The organism is Rhodopseudomonas sp. P1 (assembly GCF_039642825.1).
Taxonomy (GTDB): domain Bacteria; phylum Pseudomonadota; class Alphaproteobacteria; order Rhizobiales; family Xanthobacteraceae; genus Rhodopseudomonas; species Rhodopseudomonas palustris_H.
The window spans coordinates 1,300,984-1,326,402 of the sequence record NZ_CP088006.1; the positions used below are offsets into that span (position 1 = coordinate 1,300,984).

Annotated in this window: 25 protein-coding genes; 13 read left to right on the top strand and 12 right to left on the bottom strand. The window is 67.0% G+C overall.

Going from position 1 to position 25,419, the window contains the following annotated elements; genetic code table 11:
- Positions 1-76: 76 nt before the first annotated feature.
- Positions 77-832 carry a 16S rRNA (uracil(1498)-N(3))-methyltransferase gene (locus LRC39_RS06115; RefSeq protein ID WP_346296662.1) on the bottom strand — a complete coding sequence of 252 codons (756 nt, stop codon included), beginning with the start codon at positions 830-832 and terminating at the stop codon, positions 77-79.
- 191 nt (positions 833-1,023) lie between these two features.
- Between LRC39_RS06115 and LRC39_RS06120 the strand changes: the two genes are divergently transcribed.
- Positions 1,024-1,737 (top strand): hypothetical protein, encoded by a 714-nt coding sequence (locus LRC39_RS06120; RefSeq protein WP_107354512.1) that lies wholly within the window; start codon positions 1,024-1,026, stop codon positions 1,735-1,737.
- A complete protein-coding gene (gene ubiA, locus LRC39_RS06125; protein ID WP_346296663.1) occupies positions 1,734-2,684 on the top strand; it encodes a 4-hydroxybenzoate octaprenyltransferase in 951 nt (316 codons plus the stop codon). The genes LRC39_RS06120 and ubiA overlap by 4 nt, the downstream gene beginning before the upstream one ends.
- A gap of 36 nt (positions 2,685-2,720) precedes the next feature.
- On the opposite strand, the gene LRC39_RS06130 is transcribed toward ubiA, so the two are convergent.
- Positions 2,721-3,245, bottom strand: a complete 525-nt coding sequence (locus LRC39_RS06130) for a DUF6101 family protein (protein WP_107343307.1) — start codon at positions 3,243-3,245, stop codon at positions 2,721-2,723.
- A 298-nt stretch (positions 3,246-3,543) separates the two neighbouring features.
- On the opposite strand from LRC39_RS06130, the gene LRC39_RS06135 reads away from it, so the two are divergent.
- From LRC39_RS06135 to lpxK, 5 genes are all read left to right on the top strand, one after another.
- Positions 3,544-4,941: a TldD/PmbA family protein gene (locus LRC39_RS06135; RefSeq protein WP_346296664.1), complete on the top strand. Its 1,398-nt coding sequence runs from the start codon at positions 3,544-3,546 to the stop codon at positions 4,939-4,941.
- The gene (locus LRC39_RS06140) at positions 4,928-5,743 is read left to right on the top strand and encodes a 3'(2'),5'-bisphosphate nucleotidase CysQ (RefSeq protein WP_346296665.1); all 816 of its coding nucleotides are present in this window, start codon (positions 4,928-4,930) and stop codon (positions 5,741-5,743) included. The genes LRC39_RS06135 and LRC39_RS06140 overlap by 14 nt, the downstream gene beginning before the upstream one ends.
- A gap of 37 nt (positions 5,744-5,780) precedes the next feature.
- Positions 5,781-6,029: a DUF4170 domain-containing protein gene (locus tag LRC39_RS06145; RefSeq protein ID WP_107343310.1), complete on the top strand. Its 249-nt coding sequence runs from the start codon at positions 5,781-5,783 to the stop codon at positions 6,027-6,029.
- 69 nt (positions 6,030-6,098) lie between these two features.
- Positions 6,099-7,403, top strand: a complete 1,305-nt coding sequence (locus LRC39_RS06150) for a 3-deoxy-D-manno-octulosonic acid transferase (protein WP_346296666.1) — start codon at positions 6,099-6,101, stop codon at positions 7,401-7,403.
- Positions 7,396-8,418 (top strand): tetraacyldisaccharide 4'-kinase, encoded by a 1,023-nt coding sequence (gene lpxK, locus LRC39_RS06155; protein ID WP_346296667.1) that lies wholly within the window; start codon positions 7,396-7,398, stop codon positions 8,416-8,418. Before LRC39_RS06150 ends, lpxK begins: the two co-directional genes overlap by 8 nt.
- A gap of 9 nt (positions 8,419-8,427) precedes the next feature.
- Here lpxK and LRC39_RS06160 read toward each other — a convergent pair whose 3' ends face one another.
- Positions 8,428-8,655: a DUF2093 domain-containing protein gene (locus tag LRC39_RS06160; RefSeq protein WP_107343313.1), complete on the bottom strand. Its 228-nt coding sequence runs from the start codon at positions 8,653-8,655 to the stop codon at positions 8,428-8,430.
- Positions 8,656-8,798: 143 nt separating this feature from the next.
- Positions 8,799-10,412, bottom strand: coding sequence for an exodeoxyribonuclease VII large subunit (gene xseA / locus LRC39_RS06165; protein WP_346296668.1), 1,614 nt, complete (start codon positions 10,410-10,412; stop codon positions 8,799-8,801).
- 181 nt (positions 10,413-10,593) lie between these two features.
- On the opposite strand from xseA, the gene purD reads away from it, so the two are divergent.
- Positions 10,594-11,877 (top strand): phosphoribosylamine--glycine ligase, encoded by a 1,284-nt coding sequence (gene purD, locus LRC39_RS06170; RefSeq protein ID WP_346296669.1) that lies wholly within the window; start codon positions 10,594-10,596, stop codon positions 11,875-11,877.
- Positions 11,878-12,006: 129 nt separating this feature from the next.
- Positions 12,007-12,915 (top strand): alpha/beta fold hydrolase, encoded by a 909-nt coding sequence (locus LRC39_RS06175; protein WP_346296670.1) that lies wholly within the window; start codon positions 12,007-12,009, stop codon positions 12,913-12,915.
- Here LRC39_RS06175 and LRC39_RS06180 read toward each other — a convergent pair.
- Positions 12,899-13,345, bottom strand: coding sequence for a nucleoside deaminase (locus LRC39_RS06180; RefSeq protein ID WP_346296671.1), 447 nt, complete (start codon positions 13,343-13,345; stop codon positions 12,899-12,901). The two genes, LRC39_RS06175 and LRC39_RS06180, sit on opposite strands and share 17 nt — an antisense overlap.
- A gap of 166 nt (positions 13,346-13,511) precedes the next feature.
- On the opposite strand from LRC39_RS06180, the gene LRC39_RS06185 reads away from it, so the two are divergent.
- The 3 genes from LRC39_RS06185 (at position 13,512) to LRC39_RS06195 (ending at position 17,718) form a co-directional block, all read left to right on the top strand.
- Positions 13,512-15,692, top strand: a complete 2,181-nt coding sequence (locus tag LRC39_RS06185) for a pseudouridine synthase (RefSeq protein ID WP_346296672.1) — start codon at positions 13,512-13,514, stop codon at positions 15,690-15,692.
- 165 nt (positions 15,693-15,857) lie between these two features.
- Positions 15,858-16,442, top strand: coding sequence for a 16S rRNA (guanine(966)-N(2))-methyltransferase RsmD (gene rsmD / locus LRC39_RS06190; RefSeq protein WP_346296673.1), 585 nt, complete (start codon positions 15,858-15,860; stop codon positions 16,440-16,442).
- Positions 16,443-16,758: 316 nt separating this feature from the next.
- Positions 16,759-17,718: an IS110 family transposase gene (locus tag LRC39_RS06195; protein WP_346295168.1), complete on the top strand. Its 960-nt coding sequence runs from the start codon at positions 16,759-16,761 to the stop codon at positions 17,716-17,718.
- A gap of 71 nt (positions 17,719-17,789) precedes the next feature.
- On the opposite strand, the gene prmB is transcribed toward LRC39_RS06195, so the two are convergent.
- The 5 genes from prmB to uvrC form a co-directional block, all read right to left on the bottom strand.
- Positions 17,790-18,815 carry a 50S ribosomal protein L3 N(5)-glutamine methyltransferase gene (gene prmB, locus LRC39_RS06200; RefSeq protein ID WP_346296674.1) on the bottom strand — a complete coding sequence of 342 codons (1,026 nt, stop codon included), beginning with the start codon at positions 18,813-18,815 and terminating at the stop codon, positions 17,790-17,792.
- The gene (locus LRC39_RS06205) at positions 18,815-19,282 is read right to left on the bottom strand and encodes a molybdenum cofactor biosynthesis protein MoaE (protein ID WP_346296675.1); all 468 of its coding nucleotides are present in this window, start codon (positions 19,280-19,282) and stop codon (positions 18,815-18,817) included. Before LRC39_RS06205 ends, prmB begins: the two co-directional genes overlap by 1 nt.
- Before the next feature lie 26 nt (positions 19,283-19,308).
- On the bottom strand, positions 19,309-19,560 hold the full coding sequence (gene moaD / locus LRC39_RS06210; protein ID WP_263990846.1) for a molybdopterin converting factor subunit 1: 252 nt from the start codon (positions 19,558-19,560) through the stop codon (positions 19,309-19,311).
- Positions 19,557-20,183, bottom strand: coding sequence for a CDP-diacylglycerol--glycerol-3-phosphate 3-phosphatidyltransferase (gene pgsA, locus LRC39_RS06215; protein ID WP_011156734.1), 627 nt, complete (start codon positions 20,181-20,183; stop codon positions 19,557-19,559). Before pgsA ends, moaD begins: the two co-directional genes overlap by 4 nt.
- 139 nt (positions 20,184-20,322) lie before the next feature.
- Positions 20,323-22,425 (bottom strand): excinuclease ABC subunit UvrC, encoded by a 2,103-nt coding sequence (gene uvrC / locus LRC39_RS06220; protein ID WP_346296676.1) that lies wholly within the window; start codon positions 22,423-22,425, stop codon positions 20,323-20,325.
- A 310-nt stretch (positions 22,426-22,735) separates the two neighbouring features.
- On the opposite strand from uvrC, the gene LRC39_RS06225 reads away from it, so the two are divergent.
- The gene (locus LRC39_RS06225) at positions 22,736-23,359 is read left to right on the top strand and encodes an outer membrane protein (protein WP_012494872.1); all 624 of its coding nucleotides are present in this window, start codon (positions 22,736-22,738) and stop codon (positions 23,357-23,359) included.
- A gap of 423 nt (positions 23,360-23,782) precedes the next feature.
- On the opposite strand, the gene LRC39_RS06230 is transcribed toward LRC39_RS06225, so the two are convergent.
- Together LRC39_RS06230 and LRC39_RS06235 are read right to left on the bottom strand one after the other, a co-directional pair.
- Positions 23,783-23,998 (bottom strand): cold-shock protein, encoded by a 216-nt coding sequence (locus LRC39_RS06230; protein ID WP_012494873.1) that lies wholly within the window; start codon positions 23,996-23,998, stop codon positions 23,783-23,785.
- 273 nt (positions 23,999-24,271) lie between these two features.
- Positions 24,272-25,129 carry a 23S rRNA (adenine(2030)-N(6))-methyltransferase RlmJ gene (locus tag LRC39_RS06235; protein ID WP_107343326.1) on the bottom strand — a complete coding sequence of 286 codons (858 nt, stop codon included), beginning with the start codon at positions 25,127-25,129 and terminating at the stop codon, positions 24,272-24,274.
- Positions 25,130-25,419: the final 290 nt, after the last annotated feature.

Genomic DNA, 25,419 nt, shown 5'->3' on the forward strand with positions numbered 1-25,419 from the left:
ACACGGGTGAATGACAGATTCGACCGTCATCCGCCGGGCGCCGGGTGAGGCGGGGGCGCCAATGGTCGAATATTACCTAATTACCCTTCCAATCGCCCATCACCGTCTGAACCAGCGTCAGGGCGGCGACCGCTGCGGTATCGGCCCGCATGATCCGCGGGCCGAGCGCCAGGCGCAGGATGTTGGGCTGTTTCAGCAGCAGGGCGCGCTCTTCGGTGGAAAACCCGCCCTCGGGCCCGACCAGCAGGTCGACGCCCTTCGCCGCCGCATCCCGCGCGGCCTGCAGCGCCGCGACCGGATCGGCGATTTCGGCGTCCTCGTCGCAGAACACCAGCAGCCGCTCGCCGTTTGCCCGGCCGGTCAGGAACCGATCGAGCCCGATCGGTTCGTTGACCTCCGCCAGGCTCAGGATACCGCATTGCTCGGCGGCCTCGATCACGTTGGCGCGCATCCGGTCGGTGTTCAGGCGGTGCACCTGGGTGTGCTGGGTGAGCACCGGCTGCAGCCGGCCGGCGCCCATTTCCACTGCCTTTTGAGCCATATAGTCGAGCCGGGCGTGCTTCAGCGGGGCGAACACATAGGCGACATCGGGCAGTCGGTCCTGCGGCCGAGTCTGCTCCGCCACTTCCAGCGCTTCCGGCCGCTTGCGGCCCGCGATGGTGGCGCGCCACTCGCCGTCGCGGCCGTTGAAGGCCAGTACGGCGGCGCCGGCACCGAGCCGCAGCACATTGCCGAGATAATTGCTCTGGTCGCGCTCGAGCGGCACCTGCGCACCGGGCGCGAGGGCGGCATCGACGAAAAGGCGGGGGCTGCGGAAGTCGTATCGGCTCATCGGCTGGGTCTCACGCGCCGCTTCTAACCCAATTTTTCAAGAATATCAGCCGCCTGTGGGGCGAAGCGCCGCGCTACCGCCCCAATCGGCGGGTTGTTAAGGGCGATCCGGAATCGTAAAAGGCCCCAACGTCGTTTTTCGACGCGTCATCGGGCCAACGGGGACCATCGAACCTTGCCGGAGGAGCAGCCTTGATCATCCGACGTTTGATTGTACCGGCGTTAGCCGCCGCATTTGCCGTTCAAGCCGTCCCGGCGCTGGCCCAGGGCGCGTTCCCGGCGCCGTTGCCGAACCAGTCTTCATCTTCCTCGGCATTTCCTGCGCCGCTGCCGAACCAGTCGTCGTCATCGCCGGCTGCATCGAGCAACAATTCGGTGTTTCCGCCGGTGAACAGCTCGGGCGGATCGTTCCCGGCCGCGGGCGCAGCTCCGATCGCCGGTGGCGGCGGCGCGTTTGGTCCGCCTCCCGGTGCCGCGCCGATGGGGCAGCAGGCCGGCGGCGAAGCCTGCATGAACGACTTCCTCAAGCTGCGGAAAGAAGCCGAGAAGCGCGGCCAGGCGATTCAAGCCGCCGGCAAGCGTAAGGCGCCGGCCTCCGAGGCCTGCAAGCTGATCGGCGCGTTCTCCAGCTCCGAAGTGGCGATGATCAAATACGTCGTCAGCAACTCAAAGCGCTGCGGCATCCCGGACGACATCGCCGAGCAGCTCAAGACCGGCCACAAGCGCACCGAGCAGATGCAGAAGCAGGTCTGCAACATCGCCGAGCAGCAGCAGCGCGGGCCGGCGGGTCCGAGCTTTGCCGACGTGCTCGGTTCCTCCAGCGCCACGCCTGAGGCCAACACCTCCGCCAAGAAGTTCGGCGGCACCACCTTCGATACCCTCAACGGCAACGTGCTGGCGCGATGAGCGGAATTCCGGCCAGCGGCGCGGCCGGGCGGGTCGCCGACTCCACCGGCAACTGGGTCGATAACCATGCGCCGCTGTGGACGCGGCCTTATCTGAGGCTGGCGCGGTTCGATCGCCCGATCGGCTCCTGGCTGCTGCTGATGCCGTGCCTGTGGTCGGCGGCGCTGGCCGCCGGCATGGCCCACGACCTCAGCCGCCTGCCGCTGTTCTGCGCGCTGTTCTTCATCGGCTCGTTCGTGATGCGCGGCGCCGGCTGCACCTGGAACGACATCACCGACCGCGATCTCGACGACAAGGTCGAGCGTACCCGGTCGCGGCCGATCCCGGCCGGGCAGGTCACCGCCAAGCAGGCCGCCGTGTTCATGGTGCTGCTGTGCCTGATCGGCCTCGTCGTGCTGCTGCAGTTCAACAGTTTCGCGATTCTCACCGGCATCGCGTCGCTGATCATCGTCGCGGCCTATCCGTTCATGAAGCGGATCACCTATTGGCCGCAATTCGTGCTCGGCCTCGCGTTCTCATGGGGCGCGCTGATGGGCTTTGCCGGCACGTTCGAGCGGCTCGATCTGGTCGCGTTCGCGCTGTACGCCGGCTCGATCGCCTGGGTGATCGGCTACGACACTATCTATGCGCATCAGGATGCCGAAGACGATCTGATGGTTGGTATCAAGTCGACCGCGCTGCTGTTCGGCGAGAACACCAAGCTGGCGCTGGTGCTGCTGTTCAGTCTGGCGGTGAGCCTGATCGGCGTGGCGCTGAAGCTCGCCGATGCCGGCTGGTTCGCCTGGATCGGCCTTGCCGCGTTCGCGGCGCATCTGGTGCAGCAGATCGTGCGGGTCGATATTCACGACAGCCCGCTGTGCCTGAAGCTGTTCAAGTCGAACCGCGACGCCGGCCTGCTGCTGTTCGGCGGCCTGGTGGCCGACGCCGTCTCGCGCACGATGGCGTGAGGCCGGGCAAGCCCGGCGCTCTCATCCGATTTCTGATTAGTTGCGCGCGATGATCTCGCGTTCGCCGCCGAAGCACTTCGGCGCGTCGAGCAGGCGGCCGACCCGTCGGCGCATCAGGAAGCGCGGACGACGCTTGCTGATCACGTGATGACGGCGGCGGCGCTGCGCGGGTTCGCGCTGCTTGTCTTCGGGCAGCTGCGGCAGTCCGAAGATTTCACTCCAGAGCGCCCACATGCGTTCGATCTCCTCGGGATCGTCGCTGATCCCGAGCGGGATCGACAGCGACGGATCGCGGTGCACCAGCATCAGCATGCGGCCGTCGTCGAGACCTCGGCAGCCGATGCCGCGGAAGTCGCTGACGCTGACGTTCACCGCCATTCTCATGCCGGCGACGGCGCGGCGTAGCACCACCCGCTCGCGGTGTAGTTCGATTTGCCGGATGCCACCGTCGGCCCGCACATCGTGCGCGTCGAAGCGGATCGGCAGTGAGAGAGGGTCGAGCCGCAAGTCGCGGCTCGACCCGGCGAGGTTAGCCCCGCCTGTTGCTGTTTGACGCCTCACGGCTTTGATCTCCCCGCCGGAATTATGTTCCCGGTCGATGGGTGAGAGCTTGCCAGAGCCCGGTCCGAATTCGCTTAATAAGGCTGGTTAATCGAAACTGACCCCGGCTGCTTCGCCGCTCATGATTGACAGAACCTTGGCCAGCATGATTGACGCAATCTTGCACCGGCGACGGCAATGAATTGTTCCGGCTGGGAGCAAAGTGCTTGAAGTCCGCACCGAACAGGCACATCTGTGATGTACACAGCGCGCGTCCGCTGCTTCCGCGTCGTTACTTCCAGCCTTAGGAATTGTATTTGTGAACTCTTCACCAAGCGCACGTTCGTCGGCTTCCTCCTCTGTGGATTCCGCTTTGTTCGATCAGTCGGCGCTGAGCGATTTGGCACAACGGCTGGTCGAGGCGGCGCGTCGCGCCGGCGCCGATCAGGCCGACGCGGTGGCGGTCCGCGGGGTCTCGCACGGCGTCGAAGTGCGCGACGGGCGTATGCAGGAATCAGAGCGTTCGGAAGGTGACGATGTCGGCCTGCGGGTGATCGTCGGTCGCCGTCAGGCGGTGGTCTCGACCAACGACATCAGCGGGGACGCGGTCACCAAGCTGGCCGAGCGCGCGGTGGCGATGGCCCGCGTCGCGCCGGACGACAAATATGTCGGCCTCGCCGATCCGGATCTGCTGGCGCGCGATTTTCCCGAGCTCGATCTGCTCGATCCGAACACGCCCTCGACCGCCGAACTGGAGCAGCGCGCCCGCGCCGCGGAGGCCGCAGCGCTCGCAGTTCCCGGCATCACCAAATCGGGCGGCGCCTCGGCGTCGTCGGGGATCGGCGGCATGGTGCTGGTGACGTCGACCGGTTTCCAAGGCTCGTTCCTGCGCTCCAGCCACAGCATCTCGATGACCGCGATCGCGGGCGAGGGCACCGGGATGGAACGCGATTATGAATATACGACCGCGCCGCACGCCGCGGACCTGATGTCGCCTGAGAAGGTCGGGCGCGTCGCCGGTGAGCGCACCTCTGCGCGGGTCGGGCCGCGCAAGGTCGAGACCTGCAAGGTGCCGGTGGTGTTCGATCCGCGCGTCGCCGGCTCGCTGGTCGGCCATCTGGTCGGTGCCGCGAATGGCGCGTCGATCGCGCGCAAGACCTCATTCCTGAAGGATCGTCTCGGCCAGAAGCTGTTCAAGGACGGCATCCGCATTGTCGATGATCCGCTGCGCAAGCGCGGCCTGCGCTCGCAGGCGTTCGATGCCGAAGGCGTTGCGGTCAAGCCGCTGTCGATCGTCGACGACGGCGTGCTGACGTCGTGGCTTTTGGATTGCGCCACCGCGCGCGAGCTCGGCCTGACCACCACCGGCCACGCGCATCGCGGCGTATCGTCGTCGCCGTCGCCGGGGCCGTACAATCTGCATCTCGAAGCCGGGCCGCTCAGCCCGGCCGAACTGATCGGCGACATCAAGCAAGGCTTCTACGTCACCGATCTGATCGGCTCCGGCGTCAACGGTGTCACCGGCGACTACAGCCGTGGCGCCGCCGGGTTCTGGATTGAAAACGGCCAGCGCACCTACGCGGTCAGCGAAGTCACCATCGCCGGACACCTGATCGACATGTACAAGACGTTGACGCCGGCCAGCGACCTGACCTTCCGCTACGGCGTCAACGCGCCGACGCTGCGGATCGAGGGGCTGACGATTGCCGGACGCTAATCCAGATACGCGACACATCGAAACATCTGAAAGCGACGCATCGCTGCTCGCCGACACCGTGCGCGAGGCCGGCGCTCTGGCGCTGTCGATGTTCCGTACCGAGCTGCGGACCTGGACCAAGGGCGCATCCTCGCCGGTGTCGGAAGCCGATATCGCCGTCGACGAGCTGATTCGACAGCGGCTGCAGGACGCCACGCCGCACTACGGCTGGTTGTCGGAGGAAAGCGCCGACGATCTCACACGGCTCGACAAGGATTGGGTGTGGATCGTCGATCCGATCGACGGCACTCGCGCCTATCTGGCCGGCCGAGAGGATTGGTGCGTTTCTGTTGCGCTGGTCGCGAACGCCAAGCCGATGCTGGCCGCGGTGTTCGCGCCGGTATCTGGTGAGTTCTTCTTTGCCACGCGTGGCTTGGGTGCGTCGCTCAACGGCGCGTCGCTGCACGCCAGCGTCGGCACCACGCTGGAAGGCGCCAAGGTCGCCGGCCCGAAGCCGCTGATCGAACGGCTGGCCTTGCCGTCGACCGCGCACATCCTGCCGCGGATCGGCTCGCTGGCGCTGCGGCTGTGCCGGGTTGCTGATCGTCAGGTCGACGTTGCGTTCGCCGGAGGGCAGAGCCGCGATTGGGACCTTGCCGCGGCCGATTTGATCGTGCACGAAGCGGATGGTACAATGACAACTCTCGCGGGCGAGACCATCGTCTACAACCGTCCCGAGGTCACACATGGCGTGCTGGTGGCTGCGGGGCGCGAACGTCATGCTCACATCGTCGAGCATTTTCGCGTTTCTCCGCGAGGCTGAGCGCGCGCATGCCTGTTCGCCGCAATGAGGAAGTTTGATGTCGGACAATGCGCAGCAATTGCTCCACCTCGTAATCGGGGGAGAATTGACGGACCTCGAGAACGTGACGTTTCGCGATCTCGACAAGGTCGACGTCGTCGGGGTGTACCCGAACTACGCAACGGCCTATGCGGCATGGAAGGCCCGGGCGCATCAGACGGTCGATAATGCGCACATGCGGTACTTCATCGTTCATCTGCATCGCTTGCTCGATCCAGAAAAAGAAGCCCGGTCCGCGCAGCACTGATCGCGCGGGACTGACGATGCTGCTCGGCGATGATGCGCGTCACCTTCGCGGTGACAGACGGGGCCGTTGATGGTTGATCCGGTGCCGATGACGCTCCGCGTCTATCGCAAGCTGACCGCTGCCGCGGCGCCGCTGGCGTCGCTGTGGATCGGCCGGCGGCTGAAGCAGGGCAAGGAAGATCCGTCGCGGGTCGGCGAGCGTCGCGGTCTCAGCAATGATGCACGGCCGCGCGGGCCGGTGGTGTGGATCCACGGCGCCAGCGTCGGCGAGGTGTTGGCTGCGGCCGGACTGATCGAACGGCTGCGCGCGCTCAACCTGCGCATCCTGCTCACCTCCGGCACGCTGACGTCGGCCCAGGTGGTGGCCAGCCGGTTTCCGCCGGACATTATTCACCAGTTCATTCCTTACGACGCGCCGCGCTTCGTGGACCGCTTCCTTGATCACTGGCGTCCGAGTCTGGCGCTGTTCATCGAATCCGATTTGTGGCCGAACCTGATCCTCGCTGCCTCGGCGCGGCGGGTGCCGATGGTGCTGATCAACGGCCGGATGTCGCAGCGCTCGTTCCCGCGCTGGCAGCGCGCGTCCGCAACCATCGGCGCGCTGCTCGGCCGGTTCGATATTTGTCTGGCGCAGTCGCGGGTCGATGCCGAACGCTTCAGCGCGCTCGGCAGCCCGAGCGTGATCACCACAGGCAACCTGAAGATGGACGTGGCGCCGCCGCCGGCCGATCCGGGCCGGCTGGAGCGGTTGCTCGCGGTCACCCGCGGCCGCCCGGTGATCGTCGCCGCCTCGACTCATCCGGGCGAGGAAGAACTGCTGGTGGAAGCGCATCGCCGGCTGTCGGCGAGTTTCCCGACGCTGCTGACCGTGATCGTGCCGCGGCATCCACATCGCGGCGAGCAGGTCGCCGGCCTGGTCGAGACCGCAGGGCTGCCGGTGGCGCTGCGCTCGCGCGAGCAGCAGCCGATGGCCGCGACCGCGATCTACGTCGCCGACACCATGGGCGAACTCGGGCTGTTCTATCGGCTGGCGCCGATCGTATTCATGGGCGGCTCGCTGATCGAGCATGGCGGCCAGAATCCGATCGAGGCGGTCAAGCTGGGCGCCGCGATCGTGCATGGCCCGCACGTCTCAAACTTCACCGAAGTCTATCGCGCGCTCGACGATGAAGGCGGCGCGTTCGCCGTGCCCGACGTCGACGCGCTGGTGCTGCGGATCTCATCGCTGCTGTCGAACCACGACGCGCGGCAGATCTCGATCACCGCGGCCACCAAGGTGGTCGACCGCCTTGGCGGCGCGCTCGACCGCACCATCGCGGCGCTCGAGCCCTATCTGCTGCAATTGCAGATCGAACAGGGCGCCGGGAATGCGTGAGCCGGGCTTCTGGCACCGGCCTCCTTCGCTGGTGTCGCGCCTGCTGCTGCCGATCGCCGCGATCTACGGCAACATCGCCGCGGCGCGGATGCAGAAGACCGGGACGACCGTTGGTGTGCCGGTGCTGTGCGTTGGCAACTATCACATGGGCGGTGCCGGCAAGACGCCGACGACGCTTGCGCTGGTGGCCCTGCTACGTGAATTCGGCGAAACCCCTGTCGTCCTGAGCCGCGGCTATGGCGGGCGGTTGCACGGGCCGATCCAGGTCGATCCGACGCGCCATAGCGCGGCCGATATCGGCGACGAGCCGCTGATGATGGCGCGCCGGGTCCCGGTGGTGGTGGCGCGCGACCGCACCGACGGCGCGGCGCTGGCCTGTGCACTCGGCGCCAGCGTGATCCTGATGGACGACGGCTTTCAGAATCCGGCGCTGACCAAGGACGCCGCGCTGATCGTGGTCGATAGCCATCGCGGCATCGGCAATGGCAGCGTGTTTCCGGCCGGGCCGCTGCGCGCGCCGCTTGCGCTGCAGATCGCGCGCACGGATGCGCTGGTCGTAGTCGGCGACGGTACCGCCGCGGACGGCCTCGCGCAGCAGATTACGAAGAAGGGCGGCGTGGTGCTGCGGGCCCGGCTGGTGCCGGAGCCGGCGTCGGTCGAGGCGCTGCGGGGGCTACGGGTGCTGGCGTTCGCCGGCATCGGCGATCCGGGTCGGTTCGTCGCAACGCTTCAGACCAGTGGCGTCGAGGTGGCGGAGCAGCGCGCGTATCCCGATCACCACCCATTTACGGCCGAGGAACTGGCCGAACTCGCCGCTATCGCCAAGCGCGATGGCCTGACCTTGGTCACCACCGAAAAAGATCTGGCGCGGATCGGCAGCATGCAGCCGTCGCTCGACGTAGAGATCGTGCCGTTTGCCGTGACGCTGGCGTTCGGCGACGAGTCGAAGCTGCGGCTGTTCCTGCTCGACCGGCTCAACGGTGCGCGCGCCGAGAGGCTCTCCGGGCGGCGCTGAATCGCGGCCTCAACCCTTGGGCTGAAACGCGTCCGGATAATGCCGCTTCAGCACGGCTTCGGCCGTGGCGTAGGGCTCCTTGAGATCGACGCTCCAATATTTCAGCTCGTCGAGCGGGATCTGCACCCCGGTGACGGCGCAGCGCACATAGGTGCCGGGCGAGATCACGCGGAAGTCGCCATCGAGATACTGCACCTGGGCTTCGCCAGAACCCGAGAAGCCAAATTTATTCAGCACGGCTGATCTCCTGGAAAACCGCAGGTTGCGGAACGGGGCAACGCTGCGGGTCGATACACCTGACAGATAGAACGGAAGCGCCGCATTGCAAACCGCCGTCCTGTCATGGCGGCGTCGTTTCCCCCGCGGCCAGCGGTGGTCGGCTAGAACAGCGACCCCTGGCCCGCCGGACTTGCCGGCCGCTTGGCCGGTTTGGCCGGCGCTGCCGCCGGCTTGGTGGCCTCGGCCGGCGATCCGCTGTCGCCATCGGCGGTGACGGCGACCCGGCCGTCGGCGAATTCGACACTGAGCCGGGCGCCCGCGGCGACCGATGCGGCGGCGTGCACCGAGCGGCCGTCGGCGTCCCGCACCAGCGCGAACCCGCGCGCCAGCACTCCGCGGTACGATAATGCGGTTAGTAGCTTGCCGGTGGCGTCGACCCGCGCCTGCCGGCGTTCCAGCAGGGTGATCAACGCCCGCCGGGCCCGCTCGGCTAGGCGCTCCAGCCGCTCCTGCTCGCGGGCGATCCGCATCCGCTGCGCCTGCTGATTGGCGAGCTTCGAGGCCTGCAGCCGCACCGCCAGCCCCTCGAACCGCTCCCGGCGGTGCCGCAGCGTGGCGCGGGCACAGCGCTGCAATTGCGTGCCGGCGCTATCGAGCCGGTGGGCGCTGTGCGCCACCTGCGCTCGCAGCACCTTGAGCGTCATGCCGGCCGCCGCAGCGGCGAAGCGGCGGTGATGCGCATGGGTGTTGGCGCGCAGCGCGCGCGGCAGCGAGGCGGCTGCGTTGTCGAGCCGCTGCCGCGGGATCGCCAGCAGGTCGGAGGCGCCGGGCAGGGCACGTGCAGCGGCGCGAAGTTCGTTGCGGCGGAAATCCTGGCAGCGCTGCCAGCTCGACAGCATCCGCCGCGCCAGCCCGCCGACTTCGACGAACAGTTCGGCGCGCACCGGGACGGCCATTTCGGCAGCCGCCGTCGGGGTCGGCGCACGCTTGTCGGCGGCAAAATCGATCAGAGTGACGTCGGTCTCGTGGCCGACCGCCGAGATCAGCGGGATCATGCTGTCGGCCGCGGCCCGGACCACGATCTCTTCGTTGAACGACCACAGATCTTCCAGCGAGCCGCCACCGCGCGCGACGATCAGCAGATCCGGCTGCGGGATCGGCCCATCCGGGCTGAGTTCGTTGAAGCCGCGGATCGCGGCGGCGATCTGTTCGGCCGAGCCTTCGCCCTGCACCCGCACCGGCCACACCAGCACGCGGCGCGGGAAACGGTCTTCCAGGCGGTGCAGGATGTCACGGATCACCGCGCCGGTCGGCGAGGTGACGACGCCGATCACCTCCGGCAGCCACGGCAGCAGCTGCTTGCGCGCCTCGTCGAACAAGCCCTCGGCGGCGAGCTTCTTCTTGCGCTCTTCCATCAGCGCCATCAGCGCGCCGACGCCGGCGGGCTCGAGCGCCTCGATCACGATCTGATATTTCGACGAGCCGGGGTAGGTGGTCAGCTTGCCGGTGGCGATGACCTCGAGGCCTTCCTGCGGCTTGAACCGCATCCGCCCGGCCACGCCCTTCCAGATCACCGCCTCGATCTTGGCGCCCTCGTCCTTCAGCGCGAAATAGCAGTGGCCCGACGAATGCGGCCCGCGAAACCCGGTGATCTCGCCGCGCACCCGGACATGCCCATAGGTGTCCTCGACCGTCCGCTTCAGCGCTTGCGACAGCTCGGAAACGGTGAATTCGCCGACATTGGCGAGGGTTTGGGGGGACTGCAGTCGGGCCATGCGATTCGATCGGAGGTTTGCGGGTGCGGCGGAAGGTAGGGACTTTCGGCCCTGCCGCCAACCCGCGGAAGTCGCCGGTCCGTCATCCGGACATATCCACATCCGCGCCAGCGCGCGTTGCCGGGCGTGTGCCGCGTGTTACACCTCGCGGACCATCCACGGGGCGCACGGTCAGGCTTTCATGAATATTCTCCTTCTCGGCTCGGGCGGGCGCGAACATGCGCTGGCCTGGAAGATCGCGGCCTCGCCGCTGGTCACCAAGCTATGGTGTGCGCCGGGCAATGCCGGGATCGCCCGCGAGGCGACCTGCGTGGCGCTGGACGTCGGCAACCACCAGGCCGTGGTCGAGTTCTGCAAGGCCAATCAGGTCGACTTCGTGGTGGTTGGGCCGGAAGCGCCGCTCGCCGCTGGGATCGTCGACGATCTGGAAGCGGCCGGCATCAAGGCGTTCGGACCGAGCCGCAAGGCGTCGCAGCTCGAAAGCTCCAAGGGCTTCACCAAGGATCTGTGCAAGGCGCACAACATTCCGACCGCTGCCTATGAACGGTTCGGCGATCCGAACGAAGCCAAGGCCTATATCCGTGCCCAGGGCGCGCCGATCGTGATCAAGGCCGACGGTCTTGCCGCCGGCAAGGGTGTCGTGGTGGCGAGCACGCTTGGCGAGGCGGAGGCCGCGATCGACATGATGTTCGGCGGCGGCCTCGGCAATGCCGGCGTCGAAGTGGTGGTCGAGGATTTCCTGGTCGGCGAAGAGGCGTCGTTCTTCGTGCTGTGCGACGGCGAGCACGCGCTGCCGCTGGCCACCGCGCAGGACCACAAGCGCGCCTATGACGGCGACAAGGGGCCGAACACCGGCGGCATGGGGGCGTATTCGCCGGCGCCGGTGATGACCGATGCGATCTGTCAGCAGGCGATGCAGCAGATCATCTATCCGACGCTGAAGGCCATGAAGGCGATGGGGGCGCCGTTCAAGGGCGTGCTGTTCGCCGGGCTGATGATCACCGAGGATGGTCCGCAGCTGATCGAATACAACGTCCGGTTCGGCGATCCGGAATGTCAGGTGCTGATGATCCGAATGAAGGACGATATCGTGCCGGCGCTGCTCGCCTGTGCCGACGGCCAGCTCTCGCATATCAGCCTGCGCTGGCACGACGAGCCGGCGCTGACCGTGGTGATGGCAGCCAAGGGCTATCCGGGCCACTACGAAAAGGGCACCCGCATCGCCGGGCTCGACCGCGCCGAGACGATTCCGGGCGTGCAGATCTTCCACGCCGGCACCGTCGCGTCGGGCGACTGGGTGCTCGCCAATGGTGGTCGGGTGCTTGCCGTAACCGCGTCGGCCAAGACCGTCGCCGAAGCGCAGCGCCGCGCCTACGAGGCGATCGGCGTGATCAACTGGCCCGAAGGCTTCTGCCGCCGCGATATCGGCTGGCAGGCGGTGGCGCGGGAACGGCGAGGGAAGTAGTTGCGTTGTTGACCTCGCGCCGTCATTGCGAGGAGCGAAGCGACGAAGCAATCCAGCTCCGTGCATAGGGCCTCTGGATTGTTTCGCTCCGCTCGCAATGACGGATAACTAACTGAGGGAGAACCGCCGATGCCCGATCTCGCCGACTTGTTTCCGGGCTTCGGCTCGGAATGGATCAACACCTCGTCGGGCCGGATCTTCGCGCGCGTCGGCGGCGACGGGTCGCCGCTGTTGTTGCTGCACGGCTTTCCGCAGACCCATGTGATGTGGCACCGCATCGCGCCGAAGCTGGCCGAGCGGTTCAGGGTGATCGTCGCCGATCTGCCCGGCTACGGCTGGTCCGACATGCCGGAGAGCGACGATCAGCACACGCCCTACACCAAGCGGGCGATGGCCAAGCAGCTGATCGAGGCGATGGAGCAGCTCGGCCACGTGCATTTCGCACTCGCCGGACACGACCGCGGCGCCCGCGTCAGCTATCGGATGGCGCTGGATTCGCCGGGTCGGCTGTCGAAGCTCGCGGTGCTCGATATCCTGCCGACCTACGAATACTGGCAGCGGATGAACCGCGCCTATGCGCTGAAGATCTATCACTGGAGCTTCCTGGCGCAGCCGGCGCCGCTGCCGGAAACCCTGCTCGGTGGCGATCCCGATTTTTACGTGAAGGCCAAGCTGGCGAGCTGGACGCGGGCGGGTGATCTCTCCGCGTTCGATCCGCAGGCCATCGAGCACTACCGCATCGCGTTTGCCGACCCGATGCGGCGGCACGTGATGTGCGAAGACTACCGCGCCGGTGCCTATGCGGATTTCGAGCACGACAAGGCCGATGTCGAAGCCGGCAACAAGATCCCGGTGCCGATGCTGGCGCTGTGGGGCGCTTCCGGCATCGCTCAGTCGGCCGCGACGCCGCTCGATGTCTGGAGAAAGTGGGCGTCCGACGTGGAGGGCGCGCCGATCGAATCCGGGCATTTCCTGCCCGAGGAAGCGCCGGACCAGACCGCCGAGGCGCTGGTGACGTTCTTCAGCGCCGCGCCCTGAAGAACTCCCGCAGCATCGTTGCGGCTTCGCGCTCGCCGACGGCGGAATACACTTCCGGCGCATGATGGCAGGTCGGCTGGCCGTAGAACCGCACGCCGGACTCCACCGCGCCGCCCTTCGGATCGAATGCGCCGAAATACAGCCGCCGAATTCGGGCGAACGAGATCGCACCGGCGCACATCGTGCACGGCTCCAGCGTGACGTAGAGGTCGCAATCGACCAGCCGCTCGCTGCCGACCTTGGCCGCAGCCTCCCGGATTGCCAGCAATTCGGCATGGGCGGTGGGGTCGCGGTCGGTCAGGGTGCGGTTGCCGGCTTTGGCGATCACCACGCCGTCGCGGACGATCACGCAGCCGATCGGCACCTCGCCGGCGGCTCCGGCCGCGGCCGCCTCGGCCAGCGCCAATTCCATGAAAGTGGAAGCCGTCATCGTCGTTCTTGGCTCGTCTCGACCCGAAAACTCTGCTAGGAGACCGACTTCAGCAAAAGTGGATGGCTGTTTTGCGTGACCATGCGCGTTTCAATCGGAGCGCGCGGCCTGCGAGCCGTTCCCGACTGCCTGAGCCCCATTTCGTGTTTCGATAGAAAGACCAGTCATGCCCCGCGACACCCGTAAAGACAACGATTCTGCGCGCGGCCGCCGCGACCGGCAGGGCAGCAAAGGCGGTTTCGGCGGCAAAGCCGGACCCGGTGGCAAGGGAGCGTTCGGCGGCAAGGGCCGCTCGGGCGCGGCCCGGGGACCCGAGAAGAAGTTCGCCAAGCGCGCCGCCGAAGGCGCCGGCGAGGCCCGTGGCGAGAAGAGCTACGCCAAGAAGTCGTTCGGCGGCGATGCCAAGCGCTCGTCGTTTGGCGGCGAGGGCAAGCGGCCCTATGCCAATCGCGACGGTGCCGCGCCGCGCCGCGACTTTTCCGACCGCCCGCGCCGCGAAGACGGTGATGCGCCGCGTCCCCGCTTCAGCCGCGACGATAGGCCCGCGCGCAGCGGCGGCGATCGTGCCGAGCGGGGGCCGCGCAAGGAGTTCGGTGACCGCCCCAAGCGCGACTTCAGCGATCGCCCGAAGCGGGATTTCGGTGATCGGCCGAAGCGCGACTTCAGTGATCGCCCCAAGCGCGATTTTGCTGATCGACCGAAGCGGCCATTCCAGCGTGACGGCGAGGCCGGCCGCGACCGCGGTGACGAGAAGTCGTGGCGGGCCCGCGAGGATCGGCCGGCGCGTGCCGGCGGCGATCGGGACCGCAAGTTCGACAAGGGCGGCTTCGACAAGCCGCGGTTCTCGAAATCGCGGGACGACAAGCCGCGCTTCGATCGGGATCGGGAAGACAAGCCGCGGCTCGACAAGGCTCGCGGCGACAAGCCCAGGTTCGATCGTGGTGAGCGCTCGGATCGTCCGGAACGCGGCGGCGACCGGCCGAAATTCTCGCGCCCCCGCGACGGCGAGCGCGGCGAGCAGCGTCCGTTCCGCGAGCGCAGCTTCGATCGTCCGCGCGAGGATCGTCCGCGGAGTGACCGTCCCCGCAGCGACCGTCCGCGTGAGGATCGCCCGCAGCGCGACCGCGCCGCCAAGCACGGCGACTGGCATGAGCATCCGCGCAGCGAAGGCCGCGGCTTCGATCGTCCCCGCAAGGGGCGGGACGAGGAGCGCGGCTTCGATCGTCCGCGCCGCGACAATGAGGACGACAGCAGGGTCTTCGCCAAGCGTCCGGCGTTCGGCGGCCGCGGCGCGTTCCGCAAGCAGGATCCGGCAGCGGCCAAGCGTAAGCCGGCAGCTCCCGCGAAGTCCGACAAGGCCGGCGAGCGCATCGCCAAGGTGGTGGCGCGCGCCGGGCTGTGCTCGCGCCGTGATGCCGAGACGTGGATCACGGAAGGCCGTGTCACCGTCAATGGCAAGGTGATCGATTCACCGGCGCTCGACGTCAAAGCCAGCGACGTCATCACCATCGACGGCAAGCCGTTGCCGGAGCGCGAGCGCACGCGGCTGTTCCTGTATCACAAGCCGCGCGGGCTGATGACGACGCACAGCGATCCGGAAGGCCGGCCGACGGTGTTCGATAATCTGCCCGAAGGCCTGCCGCGGCTGATCTCGATCGGCCGCCTCGACTTCAACACCGAGGGCCTGCTGCTGCTCACCAATGACGGCGGCCTGGCGCGCGCGCTCGAACTGCCCGAGACCGGCTGGCTGCGGCGCTACCGCGTCCGCGCCCACGGCGAAATCACCCAGGCCCAGCTCGATGAATTGCAGAACGGCATCGAGGTCGACGGCGTGCAGTATGGCCCGATCGAGGCCAAGCTGGAGCGCGATCAGGGCGCCAATGTCTGGCTGGTGTTCGCGATCCGCGAGGGCAAGAACCGCGAAGTCCGCAACGTGCTGGCGCATCTCGGCCTCGAAGTGAACCGGCTGATCCGCGTCTCCTACGGCCCGTTCCAACTGCTCGAACTGGGCGAAGGCGAGGTCGACGAGGTCAAGACCCGCGTACTGCGCGATCAGCTCGGCGAGAAGGTGATTGCGCTCGCCGGCTGCGACTTCGCCGGCCCGTCGCCGAGCGAGACCAAGCCGAAGCCGCGCGCCGGCAAGGTCGTGTCCGCCGAGGAGTGGGCGGTGGCTGAGGCTGCACCCGCGCCGAAGAAGATGATTACCAAGCGCGGCGCGGTCGAAGATCGCAAAGGCCGCAAGGTCAAGGTCGAACGCACCGCCAGCGAAGGCGGCAATCGCCCGCTGTCGCGCGGCCCCGCCCGCCGTTACCACGGCAAACGCGACGCCGCGCCGCGGGACGAGTGAGTTCGAACGAGTTAGTTATTGCCCGATGCGGATCTTCAACAACAGCCGTCATTCCGGGGCGCGAGCGCAGCTCGCGAGCCCGGAATCCATAAACACCGCCGGGATTATGGATTACGGGCCTGCGCCCCAAAGGGGCGCATCCCGGAATGACGAACGCGAAAGTCTATGCCGCAGCGGAGCCGCTTCATGCGCGTGATCGGCGGACGGCTGCGGGGGCGCAATCTGGTGGCGCCGACGTCGCAGGATATTCGGCCGACGGCGGACCGGTTGCGCGAGTCGGTGTTCAACATCCTGATGCACGCCTACGAGAATCCGCTGCTCGATGCGCGGGTGCTCGACCTGTTCGCCGGCACCGGCGCGCTCGGCATCGAGGCATCGTCGCGCGGCGCCAAATTCGTGCTGTTCGTCGACAACGGCGCCGAGGCGCGCGCATTGCTGCGCGCCAATGTCGAGGCGCTCGGGCTCGGCGGTGTCAGCAAAGTATATCGCCGCGACGCCGCCAATCTCGGGCCGGCGCATCCGGTCGAACCGTTCGGCGTCGCGTTCCTCGATCCGCCGTACCGCAAGCAGCTTGCGGAGGCTTCACTGGCGTCGCTGCGCGACGGCGGCTGGCTGCTGCCGGGCGCGCTGGTGATCGTCGAGGAAGCCAAGGATGCCGGCTTCACCGCGCCAGCCGGCTACACCGAACTCGACCGCCGCGGCTATGACGACACCGAGTTCACGTTCCTGCGGTTCGGGACGGACGCGTAGTAATGCCGCTTGTATTGAGCAAGCGTCTCTCTCGTCATTCCGGGGCGCGCGCAGCGCGAATCCGGAATCCATAACCCCTGTGCTTGTTGGTGCAACCAAGCGTCGCCACGCTCGGCCCTACTGCGAGTCCAGGGGCTATGGATTCCTGTATCTGCGAGGTGCTGGTGCATAGTCAGCACGACGGAGGCCGCTCGGTAGATTCCCGGCCGATCATCTCGCCGTAACCCGGTGCGGGCGCCTCTGTCGGTGTTGCTTGATCGAACAGTCGCACGGGCATTGCCGTTGCGGTGATCGCCCGCATACAGGACCGATGCCCATGACGATTGCAGTGCCGCTTGCGGTTGCGGCCGGCGTCGATGCCGGCCAACGTTTCCTCGATGTCGCGCTGGCTCCGTCGGGCCAGACCTTCCGGATGCCTAATCTGGCCGATGGCATCGCCGAGATCATCGCCCGCCTCGAACGCTCCGGCGTCAGGCGGGTGGTTCTGGAGGCGATCGGTCCCTATGCCGAACCGCTGGTCAAAGCGCTTTCGGTCGCCGGCTTCGAAGTCGGCATCGTCAATCCGCGCCGGATCAAGGCGTTCCGCGAGGCCGAAGGCGGTCGCGCCAAGACCGACAGGCTGGACGCGCGACTGATTGCGCGCTTCGCTCTCACTATGCCCGAGACCCTGCGCCCCCTGCCGACCGACACCCAACTCGAGCTGAAGGCGTTGTCGCTCCGACGCCGCCAGCTCACCGAGATGATCGCGATGGAGAAGACCCGGATGAAGCAGGTCCGCGGCACGCTCCTGCTCGATAGTCATCGGGCCGCGATCGCCGCGTTGTCGGCGCAGTGCCAAGCCATCGAGGCCGAACTCGCCAGGCGCATCGGCGACGACGCCGAACTCCGCCGCGTCCTTCACATCCTCAAATCGATCCCCGGCATCGGCGAACGGGTGGCTACGCTCCTCATCACCGACCTACCCGAACTCGGCCAGCGCGATCGCAAGGCCATCGCCAGCCTCGCAGGGCTCGCGCCCCACGTCAGCCAATCCGGCGCAGCGCCGCCTCGCGCCGCCATCGCCGGCGGACGTCCTTGCGTTCGCGCCGCCCTCTACATGGCCGCCCTGGTCGCCGCCCGCCACCACCCCAAGCTCCGCGACGACTACAACGCCCTTCGCCTGCAAGGAAAACCCGGAAAGGTCGCGCTCATCGCAATCGCCCGAAAACTGCTCGTCACAGCCAACGCACTCGTCAAAGCCGACACGCCATATCAAGGTAAGACCCTTGACACATGAGACAGTCGCCGGGTTCACGCGCTACGCGCGTGCCCCGGAATGACGTGGAGAGATGTTGCGATGGGCAAGAGTTACAAATCCGCCGCGGCGATCCAGAACACTTCGGCTTCGGAGTCTTCGCTGTCGAGCCACAGCAGCGGGAGCTGCGGGAATTCGTCTTCGATCTGCGGCCGGCAGCGGCCGACTTCGCACAGCAGGCCGCCGTCCGGTGTCAAATGATCCTTCGCCTCGGCGAGGATGCGGCGGATGATCGTCAGACCATCGTCGCCGCCGTCGAACGCCATCGCCGGTTCGGCGCGGCACTCGGCAGGCAGGCTCGCCATTCCGTCGGCGTCGACGTAAGGCGGGTTGGTGATGATCAGGTCGTAACGCTCGTCGCCGAGCGGGCCGAACAGGTCGCCGTGATACAGGCTGACGCGATCGTCGAGCCGGTGTTCGGCGACATTGCGGGTCGCGACCGCGAGCGCGTCCTTCGACAGGTCGACGGCGTCGACCGTCGCGTTCGGGAAGGCGTAGGCGGCGAGGATTGCAAGGCAGCCCGAACCGGTGCAGAGGTCGAGCACGCGCTCGACCGCCTCCGGCGTATCGATCAGCGAGGTGTCGCCGCCGTCGAAATGCGAGTCCAGCAGTTCGCCGATGTAGGAGCGTGGCACGATCACCCGCTCGTCGACATAGAACGGCACGCCGCGCATGTAGATCTTGTTCACCAGATACGCCGCCGGCAGCCGCGCGGCGATCCGGCGCTCGATCAGGCCGAGGATCGCGGCAGCTTCACGCGCAGTGACGCGGGCGGAGGCGAACATCTCGAACTGATCGGGATGCAGATGCAGCGTCTCGCCGATCAGGAATACGGCTTCGGCGATCGGATCGGTGGTGCCGTGCGCGAACACCACGCCAGCTTCGGCGAAGCGGCTGACCGCGTAGCGGACGAAATCGAGCAGCGTCACCAATTCGCCCGGCGCCACCTTCGGCGGCTTGGCGGCCGCGGCCTTGGACAGGGCGGCGCCGCGCCTGGCCGGCTTGGCCTTGGCGGGGTTCGCCGTCGGTGCTTTCGGTTTGCCCGCCTTCTTGGTTTTCGCGGTCGCCTTCTTCGCCATCAATCCTTGCTCCATCGCGCCAGCGCGGCGTCGTCGCGGCTGTGCGCCTCGACCCAACGCGACTCGCCGGAGCGCTCCTCGCGCTTCCAGAACGGCGCGTTGGCCTTGAGATAGTCCATCAGAAATTCCGCCGCCGCGAACGCCGCCTGGCGATGCGTCGAGGCGGTCAGCACCAGCACGATGTTGTCGCCCGGCACCAGCCGGCCGACGCGGTGGATGATCGTCAGCGCGGTGATCGGCCAGCGTTTGATCGCCTCATCGGCGCGGCGCTGGATCTCCTCCTCGGCCATGCCGGGATAGTGCTCCAGCGTCAGCGCCGCGACGGTGTCGTCGCCTTCGACGCCGCGGCAAAGGCCGGTGAACGACACCACCGCGCCGATGTCGGTGCGGCCCTTCGTCATCGCCGCAGTCTCGGCGGCGAGATCGAAATCGGCATCCTGAATACGGATGGTCACCGGAACGGTCATTGGATCATCCCGTGCGTTGCGCCGGCTCAGCCGCCGGTCATCGGCGGGAAGAATGCGACCTCGCGCGCGCCCTGGATCGGCGTCTCGGCGCGGACATGGGCGCGATCGATCGCGGCGCGGATCACGCCGGGCTTTTCGAATGCCAGCGCATAGCCGTCGCCGCGCGCCGCCAGCCAGCCGATCAGGTCGGCGACCGTCGCCACCGCCGGCGGCGGTTCGACGGTCTCTTCGTCGACGCCGATCCGCTCGCGCACCCAGGCGAAATACTTCACCTTCATGCCTGATCCTCTTCGATCAGATGGTGGATGCCGGCGCGGAAATAGTCGTAGCCGGTGTACATCGTCAGCAGCGCCGACAGCCACAGCAGCGAGACGCCGATCTCGGTGGTGAACGGCAGCACCTCGTCGCCGGCTTCGCCTGCGAGCAGGAAGCCGATCGCGACCAGCTGAGCCGTGGTCTTCCACTTCGCCAGCCGCGTCACCGGCACGCTGACGCGGAGCGCGGCGAGATATTCGCGCAGCCCCGACACCAGGATCTCGCGGCACAGAATCACGATGGCGGCCCACAGCGTCCAGCCGTGGATGATGCTGTCGGCGGCGAGCATCAGCAGGCAGGATGCTACCAGCAGCTTATCGGCGATCGGATCGAGCATCCGGCCGAAGGCGGACTGCTGATCCCAGATCCGGGCGAAATGGCCGTCGAGAAAATCGGTGATCGCCGCGGCGATGAACACCGCCAGGGCCACCCAGCGCAGCGCCAGCGGACCGCCGAGGATCGACTGCGCGAAGATGCAGCCGACAACCACCGGGATCGCCGCGATGCGGGCATAGGTGAGGATGTTCGGAAGCGTCAGCGACGTCTTCGTTCCCCGCACCGGCGCTCTCGTCGAGACGTTGTTCATCGTGACTTACCAATACTGCCCGCGACGGAAGGTCAACCTCCGACCCGGCTGCTCTCGTTCCGTATCAGGAAAAGGTGAAATCCGCATTGGGCGCAGCCGCCTTCGGCGCCGCCGACTTTGGTCGGGGGCTGCCGGTGTGTCAGTCCGGACGGGCATGGAAAAACTCGAAGATTCGCTTGGCGCTTTCGGCGCTGATGCCGGGAACCTTGCCGAGGTCGGCGATCGAGGCCCGTTCGATTTCCTTCAGCGTTCCGAAATGCAGCAGCAGCGCGCGCTTGCGGGTCGGGCCGATGCCGGGGATTTCCTGCAGGCCGGCTTCGCGGATGTCCTTCTTGCGCAGCGTGCGATGCGACCCGATCACGAAGCGATGCGCCTCGTCGCGCAGTCGCTGGATGAAATACAGCACCGGGTCGCGCGGCTCGAGCTTGATGGCGTCGCGGTCCGGCAGGAACAGCGTCTCACGTCCGGCGTCCCGGTCCGGTCCCTTGGCGACGCCGAGCAGGGTGACCTGGTCGGTCAGGCCGATGCCGGACAGCGCTTCGCGCGCGGCGTTGAGCTGGCCGCGGCCGCCGTCGATGATCACAAGGTCCGGCCACTGCGGGACGTCGTCGTCCTTCGGCTTGGCGGCGTCGCCTTCGGTCTGTGAGCTCACCAGCCGCTTGAACCGTCGCTGCAGCACCTCGCGCATCATCGCGTAGTCGTCGCCCGGCGTCAGGCCCTCGGAGCGGATGTTGAACTTGCGGTACTGGTTCTTGATAAAGCCGTCCGGGCCGGCGACGATCATCGCGCCGACCGCGTTGGTGCCCTGAATATGGCTGTTGTCGTACACCTCGATCCGCTGCGGCACCTTTGGCAGGCCGAGCGTGGCGGCGAGATTTTCGAGCAGCCGCGCCTGGGTCGCGGTGTCGGCAAGCTTGCGGCCGAGCGCTTCGCGCGCGTTGGTCTGGGCGTGGGCGACCAGTTCCTTCTTCTCGCCGCGCTTCGGCACCGTGATCTCGACCTTGTGGCCGGCCTTGACGCACAGCGCGTCGGCCAGCAACTCGGCCTCTTCGATCTCGTGCGACAGCAGGATCAGCTTCGGCGGCGGCTTGTCGTCGTAGAACTGAGCCACGAACGCGCCGAGCACTTCGGCCGGCGTGAACGACTTCTCGGCGCGCGGGAAGTAGGCGCGGTTGCCCCAGTTCTGGCCGGTGCGGAAGAAGAACACCTCGACGCAGGAGTAGCCGCCGTCCTGGTGGATGGCGAACACGTCGGCTTCCTCGACGGTGCGCGGATTGATGCCCTGCTGGGACTGGATCGCCGACAGCGCAGCGAGACGGTCGCGGTACAGCGCCGCCGTCTCGAACTCCAGCTCCTCCGAGGCCTTCTCCATCTCGGCCGCCAGCAGCTGCTTCACCGCCCGGCTGCGGCCGGACAGGAAGTCGGTCGCCTCGCGCACCAGCTCGCTGTAGCCGGGGAAGTCGACCTCTCCGGTGCACGGGCCGGCGCAACGCCGGATTTGATACAGCAGGCAGGGCCGGGTCCGGCTTTCGAAGAACGAGTCGGTGCAGGATCGCACCAGGAACGCCCGCTGCAGCGCCGTGATGGTGCGGTTGACCGCGCCGGCGGAGGCGAACGGACCGAAATACCGTCCCGGCCGGCTCTGCGCGCCGCGATGCTTGAGGATCTGCGGCGCCCAGTGGTCGCCGGTGATCAGGATGTAGGGAAACGACTTGTCGTCGCGGAGCTGGACGTTGAAGCGCGGCCGCAGCTGCTTGATCAGATTGGCTTCGAGCAGCAGCGCCTCGGTCTCGGTCGTGGTCGAGATCACCTCGACCTCGACGGTGAGGGCGATCATCCGGGCGATCCGCAGCACCTGGCCGGTCGGCCGGGCGTAGGACGCCAGCCGCTTCTTCACGTTCTTGGCCTTGCCGACATAGAGCACGTCGCGCTCGGCGTTCAGCATCCGGTAGACGCCCGGCGAGGTCGGGGCGAGCCGCACCGCGCGCGCGATCGCCGAGCGGCCCACCGCCATCGGGCCAGCACCGGGCTGCGCGGCTGCGTCGGCCTCGGTCTCGTCTTCGGCCTCCGGCAGGCGTGCCTCGTCGTCTTCCTCGACCGCCAGCTCCGCAGTGGCGGTGTCGATGTCCTGGGGGCCGGCATCCGGGCGCGCGCCGGCGGCGGGCGCCGGGGCCACGGGAGAGGCGGTATCGAGCGGTGGTTCGGCCGCGGCCGCAGGCGGCTCGGCGGGATCATGAATCATGGCGGCCCCAACCTATGCGCTCGCTTCCGCGGTTGCCAGCACAGGGCCTCGGCGGAACCGGGGCCGCGGGAAATTCCGCTGTCTTGCCATGGTGTTGCCGCGAAGGCCGGGAAGTAAGATTTTGTTAACAATGCGCGCCGGATCGGTCCGCGGGTTAAGAACCGTTTAACTTAAAACTCTCGATAAATTCGACGGGAAAAGAGAGGAAAGCCGTAACCATTCGGGACATTTTCCCATCGGCCGCGGGAGGCCGATGACCGGACGCAGACTGCGCCGCCGCTGGCGCGGGCGGGTCGTCGAGGAGAGTAAGATGCGTAAAGTTACACTGGCAGCGGCGGCCGTGATCGCCGCAAGCGTGTCGACGGCTCAGGCGGCCGACATGGGCTACTACCGGTCGAATGCGCCCTATACGGTCAACCAGCCGCTCAACGCTTTCAGTTGGGCCGGCCCCTATCTCGGCGGCAACCTCGGCTACTCCTGGGGCAACGTCACCAACAACATCACCAAGCCGTCGGGCTTCTCCGGCGGCGTGCAGGGCGGCTACAACTGGCAGTCCGGCAACATCGTGTTCGGTCTCGAGGGCGATATCCAGTTCTCGACCGCGGACGACACTTTCGCGCAGTACAAGTTCTCGAACCCGTGGTTCGGCACCGGCCGTGGCCGCATCGGCTACGCGATGAACGACGTGCTGATCTATGCCACCGGCGGTCTGGCGTTCGGCCAGCTCAAGGGCCAGAACGTGTTCGCCTCGGAAAGCCACAGCTCTGCGGGCTGGACGGTCGGTGCCGGCGCCGAATTCGCCTTCGCGCCGAAGCTGAGCGCCAAGGTCGAGTACCTGTACATGAGCCTGTCGACCAGCAACTTCTTCATCACCGGCATGCCGAACGGCTACAACGCCGGGTTGGTCCGCGCCGGCATCAACTATCACTTCTAAGCCGCGCCTCATCGTCGCGACCAAAACCTTTGCGAACAAGGTTCGCGAAGCAGCCTTCGAGACCAAGAAACTTGGATCATCCACTCCCGGCCGGTTTTCCGGCCGGGATTTTCTTTATCAGTGGCCGCATTCGTGGTCGCAGCGCCGGCTTATCTGCAGACGCAGTGCGCCGCCGGCAGGCTCTGCCGCCTAAGCGTCGCGTGATGTGGTTTGCGAAAGGAGCTGTTGCGAAGGCCGCGCTTTGTAAAATGCTGCAAGTCGGCAGCAAGCGAAACGCCATCGCTTCGGGAAGGAGCGTCCGCGTGATGCCCGCGTCGCCCATGCCCGAACTCACTGCGCGCTACCTAACGGCACGCGCCAGCGTCGTTGCGCCCCGTCCCAACCCGTGCAGCGCCGCCGCGACGCTGCAGCTTTCCGAGCCGATTACGGCGAGATCACCAAGTTGACCGCCTTGGGGCCTTTGCCCTTCTTGTCAGGCTCCACTTCGAATGAAATACGCTGTCCCTCGGTCAAGTCTTTCAAGCCGGCCCGTTCGACTGCGGTAATGTGCACGAACACATCGCGGCCACCGTCATCGGGCTTGATGAAGCCGTAGCCGCGCTCGCCGTTGAAGAACTTCACCGTTCCCGTCATTGCCATTCCGGAAACTCCTCCCAGCATGCTTTCCGACGCGCGCCGGCGCATCGGTGCGACCTGGCATTTCGCTGCCGGATAGCTTGGCCGAGAGCGGGACCTGCTACTGACTGCGGGTCCAATCAAAATACGCTTTGAGGCCTTGTCACTCCGCCGCCCCCATTCGCGGAAGCGGAACGTAAAGCCAGTCCAATGAAACTAGCATAATACGGAATTTAGCGGATTGCCTACGGTCGAGTTGCGACTTTTCGCAAGCTGTTGGGGGCAGCCAATGAGTAATCAAGACTTCGGGAATTCGAGACGGTAACGACCGACCCCACCAAGGCCGAGCGGACGCTCCAGCTCGGGGAGAACGGTTCTCAGCTCATCGGCCAGCGTCCAGGGCGGGTTGACGATCAGCAGGCCGGTCGACGTCAGCGGTCCATCGGACTGCTGCGGCGCCACGCTGAACTCAAGCCGCAGGCACTTGCCTTCGCCGCCCGCGGCGGCGGTCTCGGCCACGGCAGCCGCCAGCGCCTCGGTGGCGCGGCGGTTCTTGACCGGGTACCACAGCAGATACACGCCGGTCGGCCACTTGGCGTGGGCGGCGGCGAACTTGGCGGCCATCTGCTCGAACTCGTCCTTGCGCTCGAATGGCGGGTCGATCAGCACCAGCCCGCGCCGCTCCTTTGGCGGCACGTAAGCGGTGAGTCCGGTCCAGCCGTCGAGATCGACCACCCGGCCCTGCGGGTCGTGGCGCAGCGCCGCGATCAGGTGCTTGCGCGCCACCGGTTCGAGCTCGCAGGCCACCAGGCTGTCCTGGGGGCGGAGCAGGGCGCGGGCGATCAGCGGCGAGCCCGGATAGGCGGTGAGCTCGCGCTGCGGGTTGAACGCCCGGACGATATCGAGATAGGGCGCGATCAGCGCGTAGGCCTCGTCGGAAAACCGCGCCTGCAGCACCCGGGCGATCCCGGTCGCCCATTCGCCGCCGCGGCGGGCCTCTTCGCTGGTTAGGTCGTACAGGCCGGCGCCGGCGTGGGTATCGATCACCCGGAAGGCGGCCGGCTTGTCGTGCAGGTACGTCAGGATGCGGACCAGCACGAGGTGTTTGATGACGTCGGCGAAATTTCCGGCGTGGAAAGCGTGGCGATAATTCATGGCCCGTCCCCTAGCAGGGCGCGGCCTGCGCCGCCATGGTTTGGCGACCCGGACGCCAGCCCCGTACGACTACGAGGCCGGCCCGGTTCCAAATCCTGCGACTTTTCAAGTAGTTTGGCCGCGCTGGGCGATTTGGCCGCAGAAGCCCAATTAACGCGCTGTTTAACCCCCGATGCTAGTTCTTGCTTTGCGAAAGACCGGCGGTTGTACGCCAGGGCTTTCAAGAGAACCTGCGTTAGCCGGCCGGTCGGGCGGTGGTCGAGCCACCCTGCGGCGCCTTGGGGAGTTGA

What these genes read in the sequence shown, in the direction of transcription:
- LRC39_RS06115 (WP_346296662.1), bottom strand. Translation starts at nt 832, where the DNA reads ATGAGCCGATACGACTTCCGCAGCCCCCGCCTTTTCGTCGATGCCGCC.
- ubiA (WP_346296663.1), top strand. Translation starts at nt 1,734, where the DNA reads ATGAGCGGAATTCCGGCCAGCGGCGCGGCCGGGCGGGTCGCCGACTCC.
- LRC39_RS06145 (WP_107343310.1), top strand. Translation starts at nt 5,781, where the DNA reads ATGTCGGACAATGCGCAGCAATTGCTCCACCTCGTAATCGGGGGAGAA.
- LRC39_RS06150 (WP_346296666.1), top strand. Translation starts at nt 6,099, where the DNA reads ATGGTTGATCCGGTGCCGATGACGCTCCGCGTCTATCGCAAGCTGACC.
- lpxK (WP_346296667.1), top strand. Translation starts at nt 7,396, where the DNA reads ATGCGTGAGCCGGGCTTCTGGCACCGGCCTCCTTCGCTGGTGTCGCGC.
- xseA (WP_346296668.1), bottom strand. Translation starts at nt 10,412, where the DNA reads ATGGCCCGACTGCAGTCCCCCCAAACCCTCGCCAATGTCGGCGAATTC.
- purD (WP_346296669.1), top strand. Translation starts at nt 10,594, where the DNA reads ATGAATATTCTCCTTCTCGGCTCGGGCGGGCGCGAACATGCGCTGGCC.
- LRC39_RS06175 (WP_346296670.1), top strand. Translation starts at nt 12,007, where the DNA reads ATGCCCGATCTCGCCGACTTGTTTCCGGGCTTCGGCTCGGAATGGATC.
- LRC39_RS06180 (WP_346296671.1), bottom strand. Translation starts at nt 13,345, where the DNA reads ATGACGGCTTCCACTTTCATGGAATTGGCGCTGGCCGAGGCGGCCGCG.
- LRC39_RS06185 (WP_346296672.1), top strand. Translation starts at nt 13,512, where the DNA reads ATGCCCCGCGACACCCGTAAAGACAACGATTCTGCGCGCGGCCGCCGC.
- rsmD (WP_346296673.1), top strand. Translation starts at nt 15,858, where the DNA reads ATGCCGCAGCGGAGCCGCTTCATGCGCGTGATCGGCGGACGGCTGCGG.
- LRC39_RS06195 (WP_346295168.1), top strand. Translation starts at nt 16,759, where the DNA reads ATGACGATTGCAGTGCCGCTTGCGGTTGCGGCCGGCGTCGATGCCGGC.
- prmB (WP_346296674.1), bottom strand. Translation starts at nt 18,815, where the DNA reads ATGGCGAAGAAGGCGACCGCGAAAACCAAGAAGGCGGGCAAACCGAAA.
- LRC39_RS06205 (WP_346296675.1), bottom strand. Translation starts at nt 19,282, where the DNA reads ATGACCGTTCCGGTGACCATCCGTATTCAGGATGCCGATTTCGATCTC.
- moaD (WP_263990846.1), bottom strand. Translation starts at nt 19,560, where the DNA reads ATGAAGGTGAAGTATTTCGCCTGGGTGCGCGAGCGGATCGGCGTCGAC.
- pgsA (WP_011156734.1), bottom strand. Translation starts at nt 20,183, where the DNA reads ATGAACAACGTCTCGACGAGAGCGCCGGTGCGGGGAACGAAGACGTCG.
- uvrC (WP_346296676.1), bottom strand. Translation starts at nt 22,425, where the DNA reads ATGATTCATGATCCCGCCGAGCCGCCTGCGGCCGCGGCCGAACCACCG.
- LRC39_RS06225 (WP_012494872.1), top strand. Translation starts at nt 22,736, where the DNA reads ATGCGTAAAGTTACACTGGCAGCGGCGGCCGTGATCGCCGCAAGCGTG.
- LRC39_RS06230 (WP_012494873.1), bottom strand. Translation starts at nt 23,998, where the DNA reads ATGGCAATGACGGGAACGGTGAAGTTCTTCAACGGCGAGCGCGGCTAC.
- LRC39_RS06235 (WP_107343326.1), bottom strand. Translation starts at nt 25,129, where the DNA reads ATGAATTATCGCCACGCTTTCCACGCCGGAAATTTCGCCGACGTCATC.